Source organism: Anaerosolibacter carboniphilus (assembly GCF_014205875.1).
Lineage (GTDB): Bacteria > Bacillota > Clostridia > Peptostreptococcales > Thermotaleaceae > Anaerosolibacter > Anaerosolibacter carboniphilus.
In genome coordinates this window covers 117,467-139,160 of the sequence record NZ_JACHEN010000001.1, presented here as the reverse complement: position 1 = coordinate 139,160, position 21,694 = coordinate 117,467, and the positions used below count along the sequence as shown (strand labels likewise).

Below are 21,694 nucleotides of genomic sequence, written 5' to 3'. Positions count from 1 at the left end.
CTTACCTCCTTTATCAGTAATTTACTTTGCAGGCACATAGCCTGTTTTTTCAACAAGGCTTTGGCCCTCGTCGGATAAGATCCAATCCATAAGTTTACCTACATTTTCATTGGTATTGGATTTCAAGGTCACAGCATACACTGGAACGGTAAAAGGATATTCTTTACTTCGAACGGTTTCTGTGGTAGGTTTAACTCCGTCGATAGAAATGTATTTAATCTGGTTGTTTTTGATCATTGTAGACGAATAGTACATAAAAGAATATCCAATCGCATTTTTCGCATTCTTATAGCTCGATACTTCGCTGATGATCTCCCCCATGCCTCCTGCATAAGTTTTTTTGGTTGGCGCCAACATTTTAACGTCCTTCATCACCTTGTTTTCCATGATCGTCTGGCTTCCAGAGTTTTCAGGGCGTTGATAGGGCAATATCGTTTTGCTTTTCCCACCCACTTCTTTCCAATTGATGATCTTACCAGCATAAATATCCTGTATCTCCTGGATGGTGAGATTCTCCACTGGATTTTTTACATTTGTGAAAAATACAAAGGCCTCGCTTCCAATGGGTGTCAGTACAAACGCATCGCCCTTATCTTTTATCATCTCCACTTGGGCTTTCGATGGTTCTGCCACAAAAATAATATCGGACTCCCCATTTATCAATCTTTCGTAAGCACCAGTGGTCTTGGAGCACTGGACAATATTAAAGGGGTACTGCTGACTAGAAACAAAGGCCTCGTAAACATCCTTTTCATAATTATCCATATTGTTCTTATAGTAATCGTCAAGGCCTTTGTATACGGCTTCCACAAAGGCTCCATACACTGGATAGGCTGCTGTGGCTCCATCTAGTCGCGGCATTTCATCTAGTTTCTCAAATTGAAGGGATGCTTTTCCATCTAATCTGGCCAACCCATTATTCTTCTTAAAAGGAGCTATTTCCATCAAATCAAATTCAGTCAAATCATTTCCCACCGTTGATTCGCCGTACTGCAATTCAGTGATACCATCCCGTATAATATCTTTATTGCTGATACCAATAAAGATGACCACAACTACACTTAAGGCAGCAAATGAAATTTTCAAATTTCTCGCCATCTCATCCTTTATAGATGTTCTTGCTATCCGTTCATTTAGAAGAAGGCCAACGACAAAACCTAAATATCCCGATATCTCTGCAACTGGCATAATATAATGGAGGCCAATAAAGGCAAGAATAAAATCAAAAATAATAAAGAATGGGTTTTTAAAGGCATAGATTCCCCACCACTGCGAATTGTAATTGCCATTTGAAAGGGCCACCGCAAGAACTGCAAAGATTAGGGCATACACAATAGGAAATAGGGGTGTCAAATACCTCACTTTGGCAGCATCTGTTTTCTCTTTAGACTGCTTTGAGAAAATATATCCAACCACGCCTCCTACGATGAAGGAGCCTAAAAAAGCCAGTAGGATATACATGAGGCTTGCAGCATCCTTTCCCAGACCTGATATCCTTAAAACCTGGCCCAGACCGATAAGCCCTAACGTAAGTAAAATGGGAATCATAATCATCTGGGCTGCCAGGGTAGAAATAATGTAGTTTTTATTCGATTTCATAACGATCCTTCCTTTCTATAATCCTTATATATTAGACAACTCAATAAAAAATCCCTTCTTAATTCCTAAAAAGGAAATAAAAGTAAGGTCTTGAAAGATTTTTACAAGTATGATATAGTTCTAAATAATTTAAGGAGTGAAGGAAATGAAACGATCAAAACAATCTAACAACCTATTCATCCATCATCATCACAGCTAGGCTTGTTTTATGGAAGAAATTAAATTCTCCATAGATACAGGCCTATAGGTATTTGTAGGAATTGTATCTGTGGTGATGGGATTACATTATCGTCGTATATTTACCCATGCAGATACAATAACTGCATGGGTTTTTATTTTCACAAAATGAGAGGAGCGATATATAATGAAATTTAGTGCAAAGCCAGTAAAAGGAACCTTTGATGTCTTACCAGAGGATATGGAGCTTCGTAATTGGGTTAGAAACGTGATTAGTAATGCTTACCTTTCAAGAGGGTATACCCAAATCGAAACGCCTTGTATTGAGAATCTAGATTTGTTAACCAACAGTGAAGGCGGGGAAAATCTCAGTCTTTTGTTTAAGATCCTCAAACGCGGCAATAAGTTGGACTTCAACGACCTATCTGAGAATGCCCTATGTGATCTGGGACTAAGATTTGATCTGACATTGCCATTAAGTAGATTCTATGCCAATAACAGAAATGAATTGCCCATGCCCTTTAAAGCTTTTCAAACAGGCTATGTATGGAGAGCTGAAAGACCTCAAAAGGGTAGATTCCGCCAATTTACCCAGTGTGATATAGACATTATTGGAGATAAAACAATCTATGCTGAGATCGATTTAATGCTAACCGTACCAAAAGCATTATATGATTTAGGATTTAGAAACTTTACCATAAAGATTAATGATCGAAGATTATTGAAAGAATTGGTATTGGCTGCTGGATTTACAGAAAGCCAATTTGATACCGTGTGCATTTCTTTGGATAAGACAGATAAGATAGGTACATCTGGTGTAATCAGCGATCTTCAAACGAAGGGATTCGAGGATGATACCATCCGACAATTAATCAGCAGCTTAGAAATTGATTTAGAAAACTTCGATAGCCCTTATGCTAGAGATTTGAAGAAGATTATGGATGTCACTGCTAAATATTATTCGATTTTATTTGATCCCACCCTGGTAAGAGGTATGGGCTATTATACAGGGCCCATATTCGAAGTTGTCAGTGATGAGTTTAAAGGTTCCATCGCAGGAGGCGGAAGATATGACAATTTACTAAGTAAGTTCCAAAATGAATCGGTTCCTGCCGTCGGTTTTGCCATTGGGTTTGAACGAATCGTTGCCATACTAAAGGAAAGGGGCTTTACCATACCCAAACGAGATAAAAGAAAAATTGCGCTTATCGTGCTTGATGAAACATTTACAGATAAGGCCATTGCACTTTCTGAAAGCTTAATCGCTCAAGAAAATATCGCGGCTATTCATTATGTAAATAAAAAGAAACTGGGAAAAAAGATTGAAGCTTTAGAAAAGGAAGGCTACGAAAAGATTCAAATCGTTGATGAGAACACCACAGAGGAAAGCTTTAAATCTATATAAACAACAAAAGGATCATTTGCTTTATGTTAAAGCAAATGATCCTTTTACTATGTCAACAAACATCTCTACAGCTCATTAAAAAGTCTTGTATTTCTCTTTTTTGGCACCACAAACGGGACATTGGTCTGGCAGATGATCGGCAACCGTATGTCCGCAGATCGGGCAGACATGAATATTGCCAACTTCCATATCCTTGCCTTCCTTTGCTGCATTTTGAGCTTCCTGGAAAAGTTGGGCATGGATTTTTTCAGCCTCCAGTGCATAGTGGAATGCTCTCTCTGCGCCCTTTTCTTCCTGGAATCGGGCTGTATGTAAGAAAACTGGATACATTTGCTCAATCTCATGTAACTCCCCATCAATGCCACCCTGCAAATTTTGAACTGTTTTTCCCATACCAAAAACTGCACCAGCCGTTACACTGAAATCTACTTTCTTATCACCCAGTTCACGGAAATGGTTATCTGCATGAGCCTGCTCTGCATATGCAATCGCTCTAAAGAGTCTTCCTATATTTGGAAAACCTTCTTTTTCTGCTGCATCACCCCAGATAAGATATCGCATGTGGGCCATGCTTTCTCCGCCATAGGCCGATCTTAGGAAATCCGCTGTCATATCATTCTTTACCACCATGTATTGGTACCTCCTTATAGCTTTTATTCACTACAGGAGTATTTCCAAAGTACTCTTCCGCTAAACAAGTATGAACAATTTTCTAGTTTTTCATCACCATTCGAAATTCTTCTGTGATTTTTCCTGCATTTCCCTTCGTGCATTTTCCGCAGTATATCGGTCGTTGAATTCTCCTGGTACTTTTATAGATGCTTCCACAACGTTTACAGGCATAAGTATATCGATACATCTCTTCATTAAATTTTGCTGTGACACAATGACTGTTGAAAATGTTCTTCAATACCTTTGTGAAAATCTCCCCATGTCCATGCTTCATCTTTCCTTGCTTATATAGATAATAATGGGCAAGCTCATGCTTTAGAATCTCAATCAATTCTCTTTTCCCGAATTTATCTGCATATTGTTTGTTCACATGGATGATGGCTTGATCTAACTTGGGTTGATATCGGATATTGGCACCAGAGGTTTTCAACCGATTGGACCATGTTACTTCTCCTCTATATTCTCCCTGTGCATAATAAGCATAGATCTTTTTTGTTATCCACAGCAAATCCCGTTCATACAATTCATCGATTTCTGAAATCTCTTGCAATAACGCCTCTGTAAAAAGATCACCTTGCTCCAATGTGCTCTCTCCTTATGATGTGAATGTTTCTTTTTCCCTTGTGCATAATAATATTATCACATTCTGAATAGAATTGTTGAATACTTTTTAAGGAGGATGGCTATGACAAGGAAAACCAAAAAAGGAATTGTGGGTAAAAAAATACCTACCCTCGATGACCGAGAAGAAGTAGGTGTTGGGATTAGCTTTACACAAGAACATGTAGCCGATGGCGATGCCATTGAAAACCTTGTAGAGAAAAAGAAAAAACAGCAGGGCTTAGAATAATAGATGCAAAAAAATTTGGGCACGATATCGTGCCCATTTCCATAGCAGTTTTCCGAACTTGAAAGAAAGGAGTAATTTCTTTCATGCTTTATTAATTCTAGCATTTTCCAAAAATCCCTTCCAATTTTTCAAAAAATACAAAAAAATCTTTCAACTTTATTCGCCATTATCCTCATCTTCAGTTAGAATCCTGTCGTAATTTCCAGGCTGCTTATGGCATATGCTATGATATTCACAATATCTACAGATTTTTACATCTGTTTGCTCTTTATGATAAGCATCGAAATCAAATGCTTTTATTTCCTTAATCATACTTTCCAAAAATTTTTTATCCTGTTCATACAATTCAGTGGTATATGCAAGCTTGATAGCTTTACCTGGATGGTTGGGCTGCCAATAAATCATGTGAATATTTTCAGGTTTGACAGTTTCTCTAAGTATGGCAGCACCTGCTTCCACCATCAAAAAGCGATAAAGAATGGTCTGAAAGCTCCGTTGTACTTTGGGCAAGGAAAGAATTTTTTCCTCTGTCTTCCAATCGAAAATGGTCACTTTTCCCTCTCGATCTACCCTGATGAGATCATATTTTCCCTGGAGCTTTACCTCCCCTTTGTGTAGTCGCAGCTCAAATTCAGGAAAATACTGATTTTCTGGGAGCACTGGCAGAAACAGCTTTAATGCCTCCATCCATTGATGAAGGGTCTTCTCCTGATGTATTTTTTCAATACCTGTAGGAATACCTAAAAAATAGCGTTCTGCCAAAATATGAAAAAGCCTGCCTTGCTCCTGTCCATGGAATACATCGGAATTCGCCAATCTGTTTAATTTCCAAGTCAGTCCCTCTAAATATCTTTTTTTAAATCGTAAGGGACAGCCTTGAAATAGCTGAAGTCCATACTGACTAAAATAAAGCTGCTCAAGTCTAGTTTCCTTCATTGGTTCGCTTCTCCTCAATGTAGTTTTTCAATATATGAAAATAGTGGGAAGGTGTCACGTTTTTTCTCCCAAAATCTGAGTCATAGGCTTCGTGGCAGGAAAACAGCAGATTTTCCTTTGCCCTGGTAATCCCCACATAAAGAAGCCGCAGTCTTTCCTGAATGGTTTCGACGCGGGCCTTCTCGATAGGAGATAGAGAATGGACTTCTCCTAAGAGCACATCCAGCTCTGCCTTGGCCACAGCCGTAGGATTCTTATAATCTTGTTTGAGAAACCAATAATCACTTCGAAATTTATCCTCCAGCTTTGCTGGGAATTCCTCCGAGGTCATACAGGTAAGGTATACGGTATCAAACTCTAATCCTTTGCTTTTATGATATGTAATCAAGTTGATGGTACCTGGTTCTGCCATAAATCCGTTTCGCTCATAGACTAAATTTGCGAAATAGTTGTAAGTATTTCTTATGTATTTTAACTGGGCGGCCAGCTCTGCCATTCTCCAATTTGGATTGAGAAGCATCATATATTGAACATCCAAGGCCACCTTTTGTGCAATAGCTATTTGTTCTTCATCAAAATGCAGGCATTCCGCAATATGCAGTATCAAGGCTTCTGGCTCCACTGTACTGGCCTCCATAAATCGCTTCAACATATAAATATTTTCTAGCAGCTGCTTCCAGTTAGGACTGTCCAAAATTTCACGGGGTACTTCCCTTTCCAAGATATCATGGTCCATAGGATAGAAAATATTCTCTAAGTAACAGTTGGATAGGAATTTCAGTAAGCCCTCATCTTCCTTTATCTCTACCTGCAGGTACTGGATCAGCAAATGGATAAACTTTTCTTGGTCATCGGGATGGGCAAGATAATCAAGGATACATCCCAAAGCCTCTGTTGCTCTCGCTCGTTCCTTAGGAAAACTGCTGACCTCCCTATAGGGGATCTCCTGCTGATCCATGATTTCCTTCATTTCATCCATGATATATCCATTTGGAATCAATACTGCAATGGTTTTTCCCTTATCCCGTTGTTTTTCAGCATTCTTGGCAATCTTGAACAGTTCTTCTCTCCGGGTTTTGGCTAGGATTTTTCCAATGGTATAACCCTCAGGTTTGGGGTTTGGGAAGGGATCATCCTCTCCGACGGGAGAAATCATCTGGGGTTCGAGACTATCTCGGCATAATGCCATGGGATGCAGCTCCTGGGACCATTCCACCAGATAATTGGCAGTATCAATGATGTCCTTTGAGTTTCTACTGGAAACTAATATTTTACTGACTTGGGTTTGGGGCTGCTCACAATATCGTTTAAACAACTTGGGGTCTGATACGGTAAAGGTTGACATGATACTCTGATTGCTATCTCCTACCCGAGCTAGATTTCCCCTTTTTTCTGCAAGTATTCGCAATAGTTCCTCTTGGAGAATACTGGAATCTTGTGCCTCATCTTCAAAGATATAGGTATATTTCTCCTGAAATCTTTCCCTCAAGCCCTCATCCCGCTTCAATAAATCTATGGATTTCACGATAAGATCATCAAAATCAATCATTCCCATATGACGTAAATACCGTTCATATTTATCGTACACCGCCAAGCACATCCGTAAAAGGGAATGCTGGGGCAGCTCTTTTGACAGCTCTGGAATGCGGTGAATATCAACACCTCTACATTTCAAATAGGAGATCATTTCTTTGCATACATTGTTGATCTTTTTCGTCCATTGATCGACTTTCAATTTCACCTGCAGACTTTTATCCTTTTCGTGAAAAGCAATGAAGCTCTTAAAAATAGCATCATTTTCTTCGATCCACTGGGCTGTTTCTCGCTGAAGAATGCGGTTCTGCTCAATCTCATCCAAAGGGATAAACGCATCTGTTAGAAATAAAGCCTCCGGCTTTTCTTTGATAATCTTCATGGCCAAGCTATGGAGGGTCATGACGTCAAAACCCTTATTTCTGGGAAGCCCCTGCTGCTCCAGCAAATCTCCTATTCGGATCTTAAAGTTGGTGACCGCCGAATTCATGTAGGTGACAATCAGGATCTTTCCAGGTAAATGTCGCTCTTCCTTGATGAGGTTTGCCGTCAGCACAGCCAAGGTGAAAGTTTTTCCCGCCCCAGGTACAGAAGGGACCCCTAACAATCCTCCGCGATAGTCACAAACCTCTTTTTGTCCTGGTCTTAATTGAATGTCTCTCATCGACAAATTCCTTTCTTCATAGGTTTTTCTTCACCCTATGATTTCAATATTTTCCTGCCGCAGATTTCCCATAATTCAACGCCCAATATCCCCTCCTGCTCATACCCATGTTTGCTGTAGAGGCTCTGCGCAACAATGATTCTTGCACCACATCGATTCATCAATCTATTCACTGTAATTCCCAGCTTTCTTTTTCTATGATACTGGTCAACATCATCATTCCACGGCTGATCACGATCCCACTTGGGTGAAAATACATGGGGATTGGTTAGCTCCTTCACGTCACTGCTGGCCCATTCCTCAGACAAGACATCACTCCAAATTTGAATTTTTTTCTGATACCCAAAGGATAAATATGTATAGGGTGTCACTAGAATTACCTGCTCTGAATGCCGCTTATGATCAATTTCTTCCAGGGTTTCTGCGGATTTCATCCCCTTTTTGATGGCATCGATGAACCATCGATTGATTTCAATATCTTTATCTCCAAGAGAAGCCATGACCATCCGGAAGTTCCCAGCCGAATCGATGAGTTGTTTGCACAAGGACCCTTGTTTCTCCGTATGGGGTAAGAAAATAAGCACTTCCCCAAAGAACTTCTGAAAGAAATATTCAATATCTTGGATTCCTCCATTTATATAATTCATAACCCAGCTCCTCAGCAGTTCATATCTCTTTAAAGCGGCTTGTCCGATCCTTCTTGCAACGGTCTCGTCTATGTTTTCTACCATGGGAAGCTGATAAGGTCTGTTCTTCATGATTTCCTTTGTCAGCAACTGGCTGCGGATGAGGTCTAGATCTAATAGCACCGACAACGTTACAGCCACATCCTCGGGGTTCGTGTAGCAGTCCCATTGGGGATGGGCAAGAGATGCCATCGTAACCAGTGCTTTGATATACACCTGATCCATTGCCCTTTTGTTTCTAGCAACACTAACCAAATCATACCCCGCTTTTTCCAATTGATGCCGTAAAGTGTACGCTGTTACACTGTCCATTGTTGGGCATATGACTGCAATTTCCCCAGGTGCCACCCCAGACTTTAGCAAGGATAGAATTTTCTCTCCCATACTATTCAGCATCTCACTTCTCAAATCATTTTCTATCCATTCTAGGTTGGGTATATCCATATTCACGGATTTTTCGTGAAATAAGATATGATTTTTCAATTGATACCCTAGCCGATGGAGATTGCCTTCACTGGTATGACATATTTTTAGCTCTACTTGTTCACATAAAGGAAAAATCGTTTCCTCTATCAGCTCGGGACATGCCCCTAGCGCTCGAGTCACTTCACCATCGGTATTATAGGACAGCACACTCCCCTTCGTTCCATCCAAGAGGTCATGGATGAATCGAACTTCTGCTGGTACCGCCTCTTCCAGATCATCTATAATCAGATAAGGATTTTGTCTTTGCAGTATCTCTCGATATTGCTCTATACCTCTTAAATATCGATCATAGATATAGACTGTCATGCCATAATCCAGAACCCCTTTTTTAAAGGTCTCTTCCATGTACTGGTTACAGATTGCCTGCATCTCTCCATAAACAAGGGGATTTATTTTTTCCTGGCTTGCCTGGGTGCTAAATAGAACTTCTCCAATCCTTTCCAAGTCCACATTTCCCATGGCCGCCTTGGACAAATTATGTATCAGCTCCATGGCGATCCGATCCTGGGCAGCCCGAACATCTAGCAGGCGGCCTCTCCTTCTATGCTCGTCCACAATCCGCCCCATGAGGCTTTGAGAGGTCTCTATGGTCATAAAAACAGGTTCTAACCGGTGGGATTCCATCCATGGTATTTCCTGCTGAATCAATGGCCAGTATTTTTTCAGTTCCTCCTGAGCAAACCCGAAATAGGAAAATAGTTTAAGCTTAGCCGAATAGCTAGGGCAAATGGATTCTTTCCACAGCTGTGATTGTCTCCGATTTCGCAGCAATACCAGAATTTGGTGGGTGCTGATGCCTTCTTCTATCCAGCTCCTATATTGATTCATCAGCATGGTGGTTTTGCCACTGCCTGTCATGCCTCTATATAAAGTAATCCTTCTTGCCCTCATTCAACATCCCTACTTTATCAATGGTTTTCTAGCTTCTATTTTACCATAAGTTCACATCTTTGGTATCAGTATTCCTGCCATGGGCAATACTTGTAATACATATTACACTTGGAGAGGATTCTTTTATGGAACAACCGATGATACACAGCTATAAAATGTATTTTATCCACCCTTTTATCTACGAAGACAGAAATTACGCCAATATTGTCAAGTGCCTGCTCCATGAAGAAAGCCAATGGAAGCTAAAGGTTTATCAAAATAGCAATGTTGAGGATCATATCCGTACAGAATACTTCCTTCCCCACATTATAAAATTTCTGTATCCTACCATGTACTTAGATGAAAAAGAAAGAAAAGATGTGGCGTCCTTACATCCCCATATGCTGAAGGAATTGAGCAGTTTGGATTTTACATTAAAACCAAATATATTAGAGACCTATCGATCTTTCGAAGTCCTATGTGATGAAGCTGCCTTTCCTCTAACCTTTGAAAATATCTATCTAAAAATATTTCATGGTGGTGTAGGTTTTCTCTATTTCTCCATTGCCTGCAATAAGGAACAATTGGCTCTAAACGATCTGATTCAAATCAATCAACTGATGCGTCCCATTCGTCCCCTCTATAAGGACTATCCTATGGCACGAATACAATTTAAGAAAAACATATCTTTGTTCACCCTAAAGGATCTTCTGGATACCCTTCTTGGTGAAATTAATGTCTATGACCATAAAGAAAATATCTATAATATTTATATCGATCGACTGATTTTTTATAGTTATGTATGTGTAAAAAAAGATTCCTTGGCCACAGACCAATGGATTTGCGAGCGAACAGACCTATTGGAAGCTTTAAGAAGCTGCAGTCTGTATGAACCAGAAAAAGAAAATATGACGTTGTTAAGCCAATCAGATCAGGATCAGGTCTATTTTTCCCGCCATAAATCCTCCATCTACGGCTTTAGCAAGGAAGGTGGTATTCTTTTAGCTGTAGACAGGGACCTGAAAGGCGATGAAATCTTACCAAATATCTGTGAAGCCTATATTCCCTGTTACTTTTCCACCTATTATCTAGACATCTTGATCCTTGGCCTATATCAGCGTATTTCACTGATTAACTATTGTAGAAAACTCAGTATGTTAAAATCCCTCATTCACTATAAACAAACGATCGAACATATTCGTTTTGAAATCCTTAAGTTCACCAATACAGCCTGGTTTACTCAAATTACAAATTCAGAACTAGGTATGGCCATCTGGAAACACTGGTTTACGTTATTTGAGAATGAAGCTCTTTACTGTGAGGTAAAACAGGGTCTGGACGAACTGGATGATTTCCTAGAAAACAAAAGACAACACCGCTTCAGCCTCAAGCTAGGTCTCATCACTGCCATCACCATCCCGCCCACATTGATTTTTAGCTATGTGGGTAATGATTTTGATCGATTAACCTTTTCACAATTACTTCATCCCAAGTTCTTAATCAGCTCATTCCTTTTGTTCCTGGGAATGCTAGGCTTACTCTTTGCGATTGATAAGTTCCATAAAAATTGAAATAGAATAGAAGGGATGTCCATAGACACCCCTTCTATTCTATTTCCCTATATTCCATATTTCCATATTTTTTCATACAAGCTAGATCGACTGATATTTAATATTCTGGCAGTCTCGGTCCGATTTCCACCCGTATTTTTCAAACAATCAATAATGGCATCTTTTTCGGCTTCCTCTAAAATATCCTTTAACTCCCGTTTTCCACCACTATGGATACTGGCCTCTGACTTTTTCAGATATATTGGTAAATGATTGATTTGAATCTCTTTTCCATAGTCTACCAAATTCGCAGCTCGTTCCAGGACATTTTCAAGCTCTCGGACATTTCCTGGCCATCCATGGCTTTTGAGCTGCTTCATGGCTTGAGACGATATACCTGTTACATAGTTTCCAACTTGTTCACAAATTTTTGTCATCAAATGCTGAATCAAGAGTTCTAAATCCTCAGATCTTTCTCGTAGGGGCGGGATCGTGATGGTCATCACATTTAAACGATAATACAAATCCTCTCGAAACTCTCCTTTTTCCACCATCTCTTCCAGATTCCTGTTGGTGGCAGCAATAATTCTTACATTCAATGGAATATTTTCTATACCGCCTACCCGTTCAATCTCCTTTTCTTGAAGAACCCGCAGCAGTTTTGCCTGCATGCTGTGGGGCATATCACCGATTTCATCTAAGAAAATACTTCCTCCGTTGGCTAACTCAAATTTTCCCTTTTTCCCGCCTCGCTTTGCCCCAGTAAAAGCGCCTTCCTCGTAGCCAAAAAGCTCTGACTCCAATAGTTCAGCTGGTATTGCCGCACAATTCACCTTGACAAAGGGTCCCATGGCACGATTGCTTCGACCATGGATCGCATGGGCGAAAAGCTCTTTTCCAGTACCACTTTCCCCTCGAATCAATACATTGGAATTGGTATGGGCCGCTTTTTCACCTAAATATTTCGCTTCTTGTATCTTCTCGCTGCTCCCTACAATGCTATCAAAATTATATTTTACACCACTGGCTTGTCGCAATGCATCTTTATAATACTTTAATTCTTTTTCGATTGTGTTGATTTTATTTGCCAAAATACCCACTTCTTTCAAGTCCTTAAACATAATCTTCCCAATAACACCAACCACTTTTCCTGCCTTTATGATAGGAATACGCATAACCACAATATTTTTACCCTTTATCTTTTGAATCTCTCCAATTTCTTCTATACCTGTCTTAGCTACAATATGGAGTCGGCTGCTCTCAATAACCTCTGTCACGTGTTTCCCAACAACATCCTCTTTCTTCACCCCAAGATAGTCAGCATAGGCGTTGTTCATCATGGTGACTACACCATTTTCATCTACTACTACAATACCGTCATAGGCATTGTCTAATATGGTCTTTAGTATTTCTGAAATATGCTTTTCCATTTCCAATTCTTGAGTAACTCTTTTTAAATCTGTGATATCTTGAAATACCGCTACCGCCCCAATAATTTCTTTCTCCTTGATAATGGGTGTCCGATGAATCATCAGTTGTCTATCATTAAAAACTTCAATCTTTTCCAATTCCGCTTTACCATTTTTTATGACTTCAGGCAGCCTTGAATTCGGCAGTACTTGATATATACCTCGACCCAGACTAGCTTCCACTTTCGCACCCAATATCTTCTCAGCAAAGTTGTTGTAAACAATGATTTCATTGTTTTTATTGATGGCAACAATGGCATTGTCTGCAGAATCAAGAATCGCGTTTAATATGTCATCGTGTTCTTTTACAAATACTTTTTTGTTATCCAAATGATCTTTCACCAGCATAGGATATGCCTCCCTAAATGTGCCAAGCTTATAATTTTATTATATCATAATTCTAAAATCTCCAATGGAAAACTATGCAGCATCACGATTTGTTAAGAAGTGCCATATAAAATTTTTTCCTTTCATACAAATTCTTGGTGCTACAGTCAACCATTGTTTTCATAGGTCTCGAATATTTGGTGAATACTAAAATATATCTATGAATTTTATCCAAAATTTTATAGATATTATAACATCATTCCCTGTCCATCAAAACAATGGATTCATCCTAAAGGAGGGATAATGGATGAAAAAAATAAATCCATCATTAATCACATTGGCTTTGGCCTTCATGTTGGTCGGTGGAGGCGTAACCAATGCTTTCACGCCTATTGAAACTAAAAATCTCGTATATGATCGCGAAACACTATTCAAAGCTCATATGCCATCCTATTCCAGGCAATGTTAGTCTTTCTTCCTTTCTCTATCCCTATACAGAAGAAGAATATCACTTTATAATATAAAACAAAAATATCTTGTGACGAAAATCACAGGATATTTTTGTTTATAACATTGACAATCATTCTCATCGAGTGTATGATTATCTTGTAATAAATGCACAACTTGTGCTGTTCTGATGATAATGATTTTCATTACAGAATTGTATTAATTATTAATTTTATTTATAGGGGGTACATAGCATGACATTAGATTTAGCCACAAAAGGTCAACAAATTGAAGTGGTTACCATTCCCGATGCAACCATTAGAGCCCAAGCCATTCGATTGGGAATTTATGAAGGTGCGAAACTGATCTGTTCAGAAAAACTTCCTGCTGGTCCTGTAATTTTGCAAAATAGAATGCAGGAAATTGCCATAGGAAGAAATTTAGCCAAGAAAATAGCGATTAAAGCGTTATAAAAACAAGGGGGTACTACAATAATGCACTGTCATAATCCTGTTTGCACCATGGAGATTCCTGAAGGGGCTCGAAAAATCGTCCTAGCTGGCAATCCAAACGTAGGAAAATCTGTATTCTTCAATGCATTAACCGGCATGTATGTTGACGTTTCAAACTTTCCTGGAACAACTGTTGATATAAGTGTGGGCAAATATCAAGATGATGTGGTCATGGATACACCGGGAGTTTACGGCATCTCCTCCTTCAATGATGAAGAAAGGGTAGCCCGTGATGTTATCCTTTTTGCTAATGTGATTCTTAATGTAGTGGATGCTGTCCATTTGGAGCGAGATTTGTTTCTAACGCAGCAAATTATCGATATGGGTACTCCAATGGTGATTGCCTTAAATATGATGGATGAAGTAAAAAGAAATGGACTAAAAATTGATATAGATCTTCTTTCCAAGGAGTTGGGTGTGGAGATTATTCCTACAACAGCCATTAAGAAGGAAGGCATGGAAGAAATGAAAGCTGCTTTGGGCAGAGCTAAAGCAGGAAATCAAATTCCTGAAATAAAGGCCTTAATGGAAAAAGTTATAGATCAAGTTGATGTAAATGCAGAAGCACTTCTTGTAGTGGAAGAAGACGAAAATGTTCTTGAACGCCATAATCTAAAGAATCAATATGGTAATCGTGAAGAAATCTATAAACTTAGAAGAAACCGAATTGATGGAATAATCGAGGCCGTTGTCTCTACTACGGATCAAGGAGCATCCTTTCGGACAAAACTTGGCCGATGGATGTTGAAACCGATCACAGGTATCCCGATTCTTTTCCTAGCACTGTATTTAACTTACCAAGCAATAGGCGTGTTCGTAGCGCAGACCGTGGTAGGCATCACAGAAGAAATCATCATGGGACAGTATTACTATGATTTCATCATGGGCATCATGACAAAGATTGTAAGCGAGACCTCTTTTATAGGTCAGTTGCTAATCGGTGAGTTTGGCGTTCTTACCATGGCACCCATTTACCTGCTAGGTTTATTGCTGCCTTTGGTAGTTGGTTTCTACTTCATCTTATCCATCATGGAGGATTCTGGATATTTGCCAAGGATTGCAGCCTTGGTTGATCGTTTACTCACGGGATTAGGCCTCAATGGCCGCGCTATCATTCCTATGATCCTTGGTTTTGGTTGTGTAACCATGGCCACCATTACTACGAGGCTATTGGGCTCTAAAAGAGAAAGATTTATCGCCACCATGCTATTGGGGCTAGCAATTCCTTGTTCTGCCCAATTAGGTGTTATTGTGGGATTAATTGCACCTCTAGGCGGAAAGATTGTCCTTCTCTATTGTGCAACCATTTTCGTTGTTTTCGTACTAACTGGAACGGCACTGAACAAAATTATGCCTGGAGAATCAACAGATCTGCTGATCGACCTTCCACCGTTGAGAATTCCAGTTCTATCAAATGTTTTAAGAAAAACATATATCAAGTCCAAAATGTTTATCATGGAAGCAGGTCCTCTTTTCGTACTAGGTGCGATAGTAGTAACTGTACTTCAATATAGCGGTGCTTTGGATGCCATCATGAATACTTTTGCCCCAATCACCGAAGGCTTCCTAAAGCTTCCAAAGGAAACTGCTCAGACCTTTATCATGGGTATCATTCGCCGTGATTTCGGTGCAGCTGGATTAAACGACTTGGTTTCTCAAGGGCTATTAAATCCATTGCAAACGGTTATTGCCTTGGTTGTGATCACATTATTCGTACCTTGCATTGCAGCCATCATGGTAATCTTTAAAGAAAGAAGCTGGCAGGAATCCGTCTTGATCTGGATTGGAAGCTTCGTGATTTCCTTCCTAGCTGGCGGTTTACTGGCACAATTCGTATTATAAAGGTCTAGCCCTTCGGGCTAGACCTTTTTTATAGACATACAATATAAATGATGCATCTTCTTTATTATTTGCTGTAATAGCAGTCTTCCATCCATTTTAATGGATTTGTTTCAATATACGGGCAAATATTTTGATATTCTTGCTCATTTCGTATGACATGATCATAAAACAATTTCTGCCATATTGAATAACCTATCTGCTTTGTCACAAATCCCTTAAATTGATTAATAATCCGTGATATGGTAGGGGCGTGCATTGCACGTCTATCTTCTTTGCCACGTAATACTATAATCATATGTATATGGTTAGGCATAATGGCATACTTGTCAATCATGACATTTTCATATATTCTTGTTATGTTTTCAATCCCTGCTGCTACAATAGTCCCGATATTGGATAAATTGGGACGCCCACTGGGCGCCTCTACATTATCTTCCCATAACATACAGCGTTTATCCTTAACACATATAGTAATAAAGTAATAGCCTGCTTGCGAATAATCATAATTCTTCAAACGTACATTCTTTCGATATATCGGTTTGCTCACATCATCACCTACTAAAGGAAACATAGATGTTCTGAGTTTTAAACAAAACCTCTTTTTATCTAAACAATACTTCTATATAAGCCTTCATATATTCCGGCAGATCCGGTGGACGACGGCTGGATATGATGTGACCATCTACTACCACAGCCTCATCCAGCCAGATGCCTCCTGCATTTTCCATATCATCCCGAATACCTGGCGTACTGGTGATGTTTCTTCCATTGAGGATCTTTGCAGATATAAGTACCCATCCGGCATGACAAATCTGTCCGATAGGTTTTTTCGCTTCGTCCATCTTCTTTATCATCTCCAGTACTTCAGGAAACCTTCTAAGCTTGTCAGGAGCCCATCCTCCTGGCACAAGGATTCCATCATATTGGGCTGGATCTACCTCTCCAAAGCTGTAGTCTGAATAGGCAGGCACACCGTATTTCCCAACATACTGTTCCTTTGCCTTTTCCCCTACAACATCCACTTGAACACCCTCTTCTCTCAGCCGTAATATGGGATACCACAGTTCCAGATCCTCAAAATCATGATGGATCAAGGAAATTACCTTCTTTTTTTCCCCTTTCATCTCTTCCCCTCCAAACACATTTAAGTTATTCAACTTTCACACATTATTTCTTTGCTTTACTATTTCTTCATAAAACTCTCTTTCCCTTCATCTCTATGGCTTTCCCATTCACTTTATTCCTCTTGTTCTAGCATCCTTGCTTTTCTATTGCACGAAAACATTTCTTCTCCTCTTGCTGTTCTAATATGAACATGAGGATGGTGAAAACAATGCCTACACAACCCATAAGAAGCCACGCCAGCTCAATACTGGCATAGTTCAAAATCTGCCCCATGCCAATGGGTCCTAAGGTCTGCCCCATACCAAAAATCATTGGAATCACAGCACTCATTCTTCCTCGATGAGATGCTGGTGTGTGGTTGGCGATAAAAGGTGCCGTGCTGATGGCCAGCAAAATTTCTCCCAAGGTAAAGATGAAAGCAGATACAAAAAAGTGGGCTAACCCATTGAACAGGCCCAGCATACCAAATCCGATGGCATAGAGGCCTCCCCCATAAACCATTCGTCGTATGCTTTTTGATTTTTGAAAGTAGTAGGTCACCAAGGGTGTAAAAAGAATGACAATCAATCCGTTAAAACTAGCCAAACTGCCATAGTACTCCGCCTTATGGGCAGGAAATTTCTCCAGCATGTGGAGGGGAATCAAGAAAGACCACTGAGAGTAGACAAAGTTAAACCCAAAGATAATCAATGCAAAGTATACCAAAACTGGCCTTTTTGCAAGAACTGCAAATATGGATCCCTCTTCCCTTCTCTCCAATGCACGGCTTTCGTCGGTAATTTCCTCCTCTGCTTTATGGATCGTTTCCTTAATAAATAGAATCACCAAGCTAAGAGACAACAGGGCAGTAAATGCATCCCCAAGAAATATCAATGGAAGATGATTCTCATAGAGCATACCCCCAATAAAAGGTCCTATGGCAAAACCAAGATTCCAGCCCATGTAAGAAAGGGCATAGGCGCTTTCTCGATTTTTGGGCGTAGTGATATCCGCCATGAGGGAATCATGGGCAGGCCCTGCCGTCACCAGACAGGCAGCAGCAGCCATAATCATATAGATCATTTTCATAGATGGTGCCATGAAGCTACAGATGATGTAGAACAAGGCCGCCATACAATCGAAGAATACGATCACTTTTTTTCTTCCTATGGTATCTGCCAGTTTTCCGCCAAGCATAGAAGCTGGTAGAAATAGCAGTCCTACAGCGCTAATATATACTCCTGCCAGTTGATCTGATAACCCAATGCTATCTTTCAGTATAATAGTCATCAACGGCATCACAAAGCAACCTAATGCGTTGATGATCCTTGCAATAAAAATCACATAGACCTCTTTAGGCAGTCCTTTGTAGGGATTTAATAGTTGTTTCAAATGCTTCATGTACTTTGTTCCCTCCTTTTGTGGTTAATAGTTAGACGATAGTGGTTTGTATTTTCACCACTAACTACTAACCTCTATCCTCAAACGAAAAAAAGCCACAGCTCACCCCTATGCTCTAGAAACACAGGAATGCTCTATGACTTTTCATAACAACATATAGATATCACAATCTATACAACATGTAATTAAAAAGCCATAGTGTCGCAACGACCCTACGGCTTAAAATATCAGATAATGAAGAATACTCTAATACCCTTGATGAAGGTCGTCTTTCTTATTCAAAAAATCAAAAACTTCTACGTAAACAATCAAAGTATTTCTCATAAAACGCGACCTCCTTCTCATAAAAAGTTATTTTCATATATAATATACCACAAACTGGTAAACCTGGTCAATCTTTTCCTAAAATCATTTTATTTCATTAGCTTCTTCAGCCAATGAATCCGTTCCCCATAAGGTGGAAATGCCAATGGAATACTGAATTTTGTCGTTTTTCTCATGATGCTCTTATGATGGGAGAAAAGATCGAAGCTATTTTTTCCATGATATGCCCCTATCCCCGATGCCCCTACCCCACCAAATGGTATATAAGGAGATGCCACATGGGAGAGGGTATCATTGATGCAGCCGCCACCAAAGGAAATTCTCTGCATAACTAGATCCTGTATTTCGCGATTTTCCGTAAACAGATATAAGGCCAATGGCTTTGGCCTCTGATTGATCCTATGAATTACATCATCTAGATCGTCATAGGGTATGATTGGTAAGATAGGTCCGAAAATTTCATCGGCCATCACTGGATCTTCCCATGACACTTGATCCATAAGGGTAGGAGCCATATACAAATCATCGAGATCATAATTGCCGCCAGTAATAATCTTTTCCTGTTCTAGAAGATTCACCAGCCGTTTCAAATGTTTTTTATTGATAATCCTACAGTAATCGGGGCTAGAGGCTGGATTATCACCATAAAATTTTCGTATCGTCATGATAAGTCTTTGCATTAGCTCTTCTTTGACCTCCCTATGTACCAATAGGTAATCAGGAGCCACGCAGGTTTGTCCTGCATTTACAAATTTTCCCCAAATAATTCGCTCTGCGGCAACCGCCAAATTTCCATGCTTATCTACAATACAAGGACTCTTCCCTCCAAGCTCCAGCGTCACGGGAATTAAATGCTTAGCTGCTGCCTCCATCACAATCTTGCCGACAAGTACACTGCCCGTGAAGAAAATATAGTCAAAATCACTGTTGACCAGGGCTGTTGCCAGTTCCCTATCACCGATGATCATCCGGACATATCTCTCATCAAAACATTCTCCGATCATTTTTTCCATGACCTTTCCAACATGGGGTGCGTATTCTGAAGGCTTCAGCACGATGCAGTTCCCCGCAGCCATGGCTCCAATCATCGGTTCAATCATTAATTGAAAGGGATAGTTCCATGGTGCAATAATCAATACAGTACCATAGGGTTCTGGATGGATAGCGCTTCGGGCACCAAAGTGTACCATAGGTGTCTTTACCTTTTGTCCCTTGGCCCACCCTCTGATATGTTTCAGTGTGTATCCAATACTATCTTTCACATAACCGATCTCAGTGGCAAAAGATTCGAAAGGGGGTTTTCGCAGATCTTTATGCAGAGCTTCCATGATTTCACCCTCATAGGATTGGATGGCATCCTTTAATCGTTTCAATTGTTCTATGCGAAAATCTACATCTTTCGTTCGTCCCGTTTCAAAGTAATCCCTATGAATTTTTAAAAATCCTTTTATTTCATTGCTATAATCCGTTCCCACGGAACCCACCCTTTCTTTATCATCATTCCATTTTACTCATTCCTCAATCTTTTCTATTTAAACAGTATTTTACTGTAGATTTCTGCGATATATCGGCACATAAGTTAAAGCCCCTTGGATGCGGGTACTCTCCATCAAGGTGATAGCCTTCACCCCTACAGTCTTGGACTCCACCATGATCTCTTTTGACAGCTCTCCAAAAATTTTTTGTAAAACAATCTCTCTCCCTAAAGTGATGTGGGGTTTTAATCCTTTTTCCTCCCGAGGATAGCCTCTTTCTTCAAGGCTCTTCTCCAGCTTGGCAAAGAGCTGCTGAAGAATCTGCCTTCCTTGATCAATTCCAATCCAGAGGATTTTTTTGTTTCCCCTGGGGAATTCCCCTAAAGATCCTAATGTCATTTGAAAAGAATTTGTCTTCTCAGCCGCTTCTTCCATCGCTTCCTTGATTTTCTCCACATCCACCGTAGAAACTTCTCCAATAAATCGCAGGGTCAGATGTAGGTTTTCTATCCTAGTGAAATTCCCCTTTTCACTATAATTTCTTACTTTCTGCTGTTTTTCCCTTAAATATTCTTTTAACACCTCATCAAGTTCTATGGCAATAAATACCCTCATTTTCTCACACTCCAATGATTTATAATATCTTTCATTATTTCCATTTTCTAATCAAATTCTAATCTTTCTTTAAAGATACTTTAATGCTCCTATTCTATACTAACTATATCAAAACAATGATAGAAAAACATTGATTTTCAAAAACCCTATTATCCTAGTCGTTTCTTCTATCAAAAAATATTTGGAGGGATCAATATGTCAATCACATTAGAAAAGATCGATTTATTAAGGGAAAGAGCCAACGTAAGCTACCAGGATGCTAAAGAAGCTTTGGAACAATGCAACAATGACCTTGTAGAAGCATTGGTATACTTGGAAAAGGGAAGCAAACTTCGTCCTGAAAAGAAGACCTACTGTGAAAGCAAGTTTGTAGCCACCGTAAAGGATGTTCTTCGAAAAGGGAATCAAACAAAATTTGTCATCAAAAAAGATACTGAAAATATTATCAATCTATCCGTTACAGCTGCCGTCCTCATCACCATCGTAGCTACACCGGTTGTAGTGATTGGATTACCTGTAGCTTTACTCACAAAACATAAGATCAAGATTGAAAAAAATGATGGGGAGGATCTGCAAATCAACAAGGTATTAGATAAAGTATCTACAGCCGTTAATGACATGACAGATAAGCTTCGCAATGAGGTTTCTCCCCAAACAGAAGAAAAATAATAAAACCTGAATTCTTTATCTGAAATAACCTACATGGCTATGTAGGTTATTTATGTTTAATTGTGAAAGAATACGATATAA

General features: G+C 39.6%; 19 protein-coding genes. 7 read left to right on the top strand and 12 right to left on the bottom strand.

Annotation, left to right across the window (positions count from 1 at the left end):
• Window positions 1-21: 21 nt before the first annotated feature.
• On the bottom strand, window positions 22-1,599 hold the full coding sequence (locus HNQ80_RS00660; RefSeq protein ID WP_184307131.1) for a PstS family phosphate ABC transporter substrate-binding protein: 1,578 nt from the start codon (window positions 1,597-1,599) through the stop codon (window positions 22-24).
• Between the two features lie 364 nt (window positions 1,600-1,963).
• Here HNQ80_RS00660 and hisS point away from each other — a divergent pair, with 364 nt between their 5' ends.
• Window positions 1,964-3,181 (top strand): histidine--tRNA ligase, encoded by a 1,218-nt coding sequence (gene hisS, locus HNQ80_RS00655; protein ID WP_184307128.1) that lies wholly within the window; start codon window positions 1,964-1,966, stop codon window positions 3,179-3,181.
• Between the two features lie 75 nt (window positions 3,182-3,256).
• On the opposite strand, the gene HNQ80_RS00650 is transcribed toward hisS, so the two are convergent.
• Together HNQ80_RS00650 and HNQ80_RS00645 are read right to left on the bottom strand one after the other, a co-directional pair.
• Window positions 3,257-3,811: a rubrerythrin family protein gene (locus HNQ80_RS00650; RefSeq protein ID WP_184307126.1), complete on the bottom strand. Its 555-nt coding sequence runs from the start codon at window positions 3,809-3,811 to the stop codon at window positions 3,257-3,259.
• Window positions 3,812-3,893: 82 nt separating this feature from the next.
• Complete coding sequence (locus HNQ80_RS00645) at window positions 3,894-4,436, bottom strand: SprT family zinc-dependent metalloprotease (protein ID WP_184307124.1); 543 nt, start codon at window positions 4,434-4,436, stop codon at window positions 3,894-3,896.
• A gap of 102 nt (window positions 4,437-4,538) precedes the next feature.
• Between HNQ80_RS00645 and HNQ80_RS00640 the strand changes: the two genes are divergently transcribed.
• Window positions 4,539-4,703 carry a hypothetical protein gene (locus HNQ80_RS00640; protein WP_184307122.1) on the top strand — a complete coding sequence of 55 codons (165 nt, stop codon included), beginning with the start codon at window positions 4,539-4,541 and terminating at the stop codon, window positions 4,701-4,703.
• A gap of 156 nt (window positions 4,704-4,859) precedes the next feature.
• Here HNQ80_RS00640 and HNQ80_RS00635 read toward each other — a convergent pair whose 3' ends face one another.
• The 3 genes from HNQ80_RS00635 to HNQ80_RS00625 are packed head-to-tail and all read right to left on the bottom strand — an operon-like array spanning window position 4,860 to window position 9,899.
• Window positions 4,860-5,639, bottom strand: a complete 780-nt coding sequence (locus tag HNQ80_RS00635; protein WP_184307120.1) for a PD-(D/E)XK nuclease family protein — start codon at window positions 5,637-5,639, stop codon at window positions 4,860-4,862.
• Window positions 5,626-7,836 carry an ATP-dependent helicase gene (locus HNQ80_RS00630; RefSeq protein WP_184307118.1) on the bottom strand — a complete coding sequence of 737 codons (2,211 nt, stop codon included), beginning with the start codon at window positions 7,834-7,836 and terminating at the stop codon, window positions 5,626-5,628. The genes HNQ80_RS00635 and HNQ80_RS00630 overlap by 14 nt, the downstream gene beginning before the upstream one ends.
• Before the next feature lie 35 nt (window positions 7,837-7,871).
• Window positions 7,872-9,899: a UvrD-helicase domain-containing protein gene (locus HNQ80_RS00625; RefSeq protein ID WP_184307115.1), complete on the bottom strand. Its 2,028-nt coding sequence runs from the start codon at window positions 9,897-9,899 to the stop codon at window positions 7,872-7,874.
• A gap of 125 nt (window positions 9,900-10,024) precedes the next feature.
• Here HNQ80_RS00625 and HNQ80_RS00620 point away from each other — a divergent pair, with 125 nt between their 5' ends.
• Window positions 10,025-11,449: a hypothetical protein gene (locus tag HNQ80_RS00620; protein ID WP_184307113.1), complete on the top strand. Its 1,425-nt coding sequence runs from the start codon at window positions 10,025-10,027 to the stop codon at window positions 11,447-11,449.
• A 47-nt stretch (window positions 11,450-11,496) separates the two neighbouring features.
• Here HNQ80_RS00620 and HNQ80_RS00615 read toward each other — a convergent pair whose 3' ends face one another.
• Window positions 11,497-13,245, bottom strand: coding sequence for a sigma-54 interaction domain-containing protein (locus tag HNQ80_RS00615; RefSeq protein ID WP_184307111.1), 1,749 nt, complete (start codon window positions 13,243-13,245; stop codon window positions 11,497-11,499).
• A 286-nt stretch (window positions 13,246-13,531) separates the two neighbouring features.
• Here HNQ80_RS00615 and HNQ80_RS00610 point away from each other — a divergent pair, with 286 nt between their 5' ends.
• From HNQ80_RS00610 to feoB, 3 genes are all read left to right on the top strand, one after another.
• Window positions 13,532-13,693: a hypothetical protein gene (locus HNQ80_RS00610; protein WP_184307109.1), complete on the top strand. Its 162-nt coding sequence runs from the start codon at window positions 13,532-13,534 to the stop codon at window positions 13,691-13,693.
• Window positions 13,694-13,925: 232 nt separating this feature from the next.
• Entirely contained in the window at window positions 13,926-14,144 is a 219-nt protein-coding gene (locus tag HNQ80_RS00605) for a FeoA family protein (protein ID WP_184307107.1), read from the top strand.
• A gap of 21 nt (window positions 14,145-14,165) precedes the next feature.
• Window positions 14,166-16,025 (top strand): ferrous iron transport protein B, encoded by a 1,860-nt coding sequence (feoB, locus tag HNQ80_RS00600; protein ID WP_184307105.1) that lies wholly within the window; start codon window positions 14,166-14,168, stop codon window positions 16,023-16,025.
• 64 nt (window positions 16,026-16,089) lie between these two features.
• On the opposite strand, the gene HNQ80_RS00595 is transcribed toward feoB, so the two are convergent.
• The 5 genes from HNQ80_RS00595 to thpR all read right to left on the bottom strand — a co-directional run bounded on the left by HNQ80_RS00595 (window position 16,090) and on the right by thpR (window position 20,944).
• The gene (locus HNQ80_RS00595) at window positions 16,090-16,596 is read right to left on the bottom strand and encodes a transposase (RefSeq protein WP_184307103.1); all 507 of its coding nucleotides are present in this window, start codon (window positions 16,594-16,596) and stop codon (window positions 16,090-16,092) included.
• 31 nt (window positions 16,597-16,627) lie between these two features.
• Window positions 16,628-17,149 carry a type 1 glutamine amidotransferase domain-containing protein gene (locus tag HNQ80_RS00590; RefSeq protein WP_184307100.1) on the bottom strand — a complete coding sequence of 174 codons (522 nt, stop codon included), beginning with the start codon at window positions 17,147-17,149 and terminating at the stop codon, window positions 16,628-16,630.
• Between the two features lie 127 nt (window positions 17,150-17,276).
• Complete coding sequence (locus HNQ80_RS00585) at window positions 17,277-18,530, bottom strand: MFS transporter (RefSeq protein ID WP_184307098.1); 1,254 nt, start codon at window positions 18,528-18,530, stop codon at window positions 17,277-17,279.
• 413 nt (window positions 18,531-18,943) lie between these two features.
• Window positions 18,944-20,338, bottom strand: coding sequence for an aldehyde dehydrogenase (locus tag HNQ80_RS00580; RefSeq protein ID WP_330602702.1), 1,395 nt, complete (start codon window positions 20,336-20,338; stop codon window positions 18,944-18,946).
• Between the two features lie 60 nt (window positions 20,339-20,398).
• Window positions 20,399-20,944, bottom strand: coding sequence for an RNA 2',3'-cyclic phosphodiesterase (thpR, locus tag HNQ80_RS00575; RefSeq protein ID WP_184307094.1), 546 nt, complete (start codon window positions 20,942-20,944; stop codon window positions 20,399-20,401).
• Between the two features lie 195 nt (window positions 20,945-21,139).
• Here thpR and HNQ80_RS00570 point away from each other — a divergent pair, with 195 nt between their 5' ends.
• Window positions 21,140-21,613: a DUF4342 domain-containing protein gene (locus HNQ80_RS00570; RefSeq protein WP_184307092.1), complete on the top strand. Its 474-nt coding sequence runs from the start codon at window positions 21,140-21,142 to the stop codon at window positions 21,611-21,613.
• Window positions 21,614-21,694 lie beyond the last annotated feature (81 nt).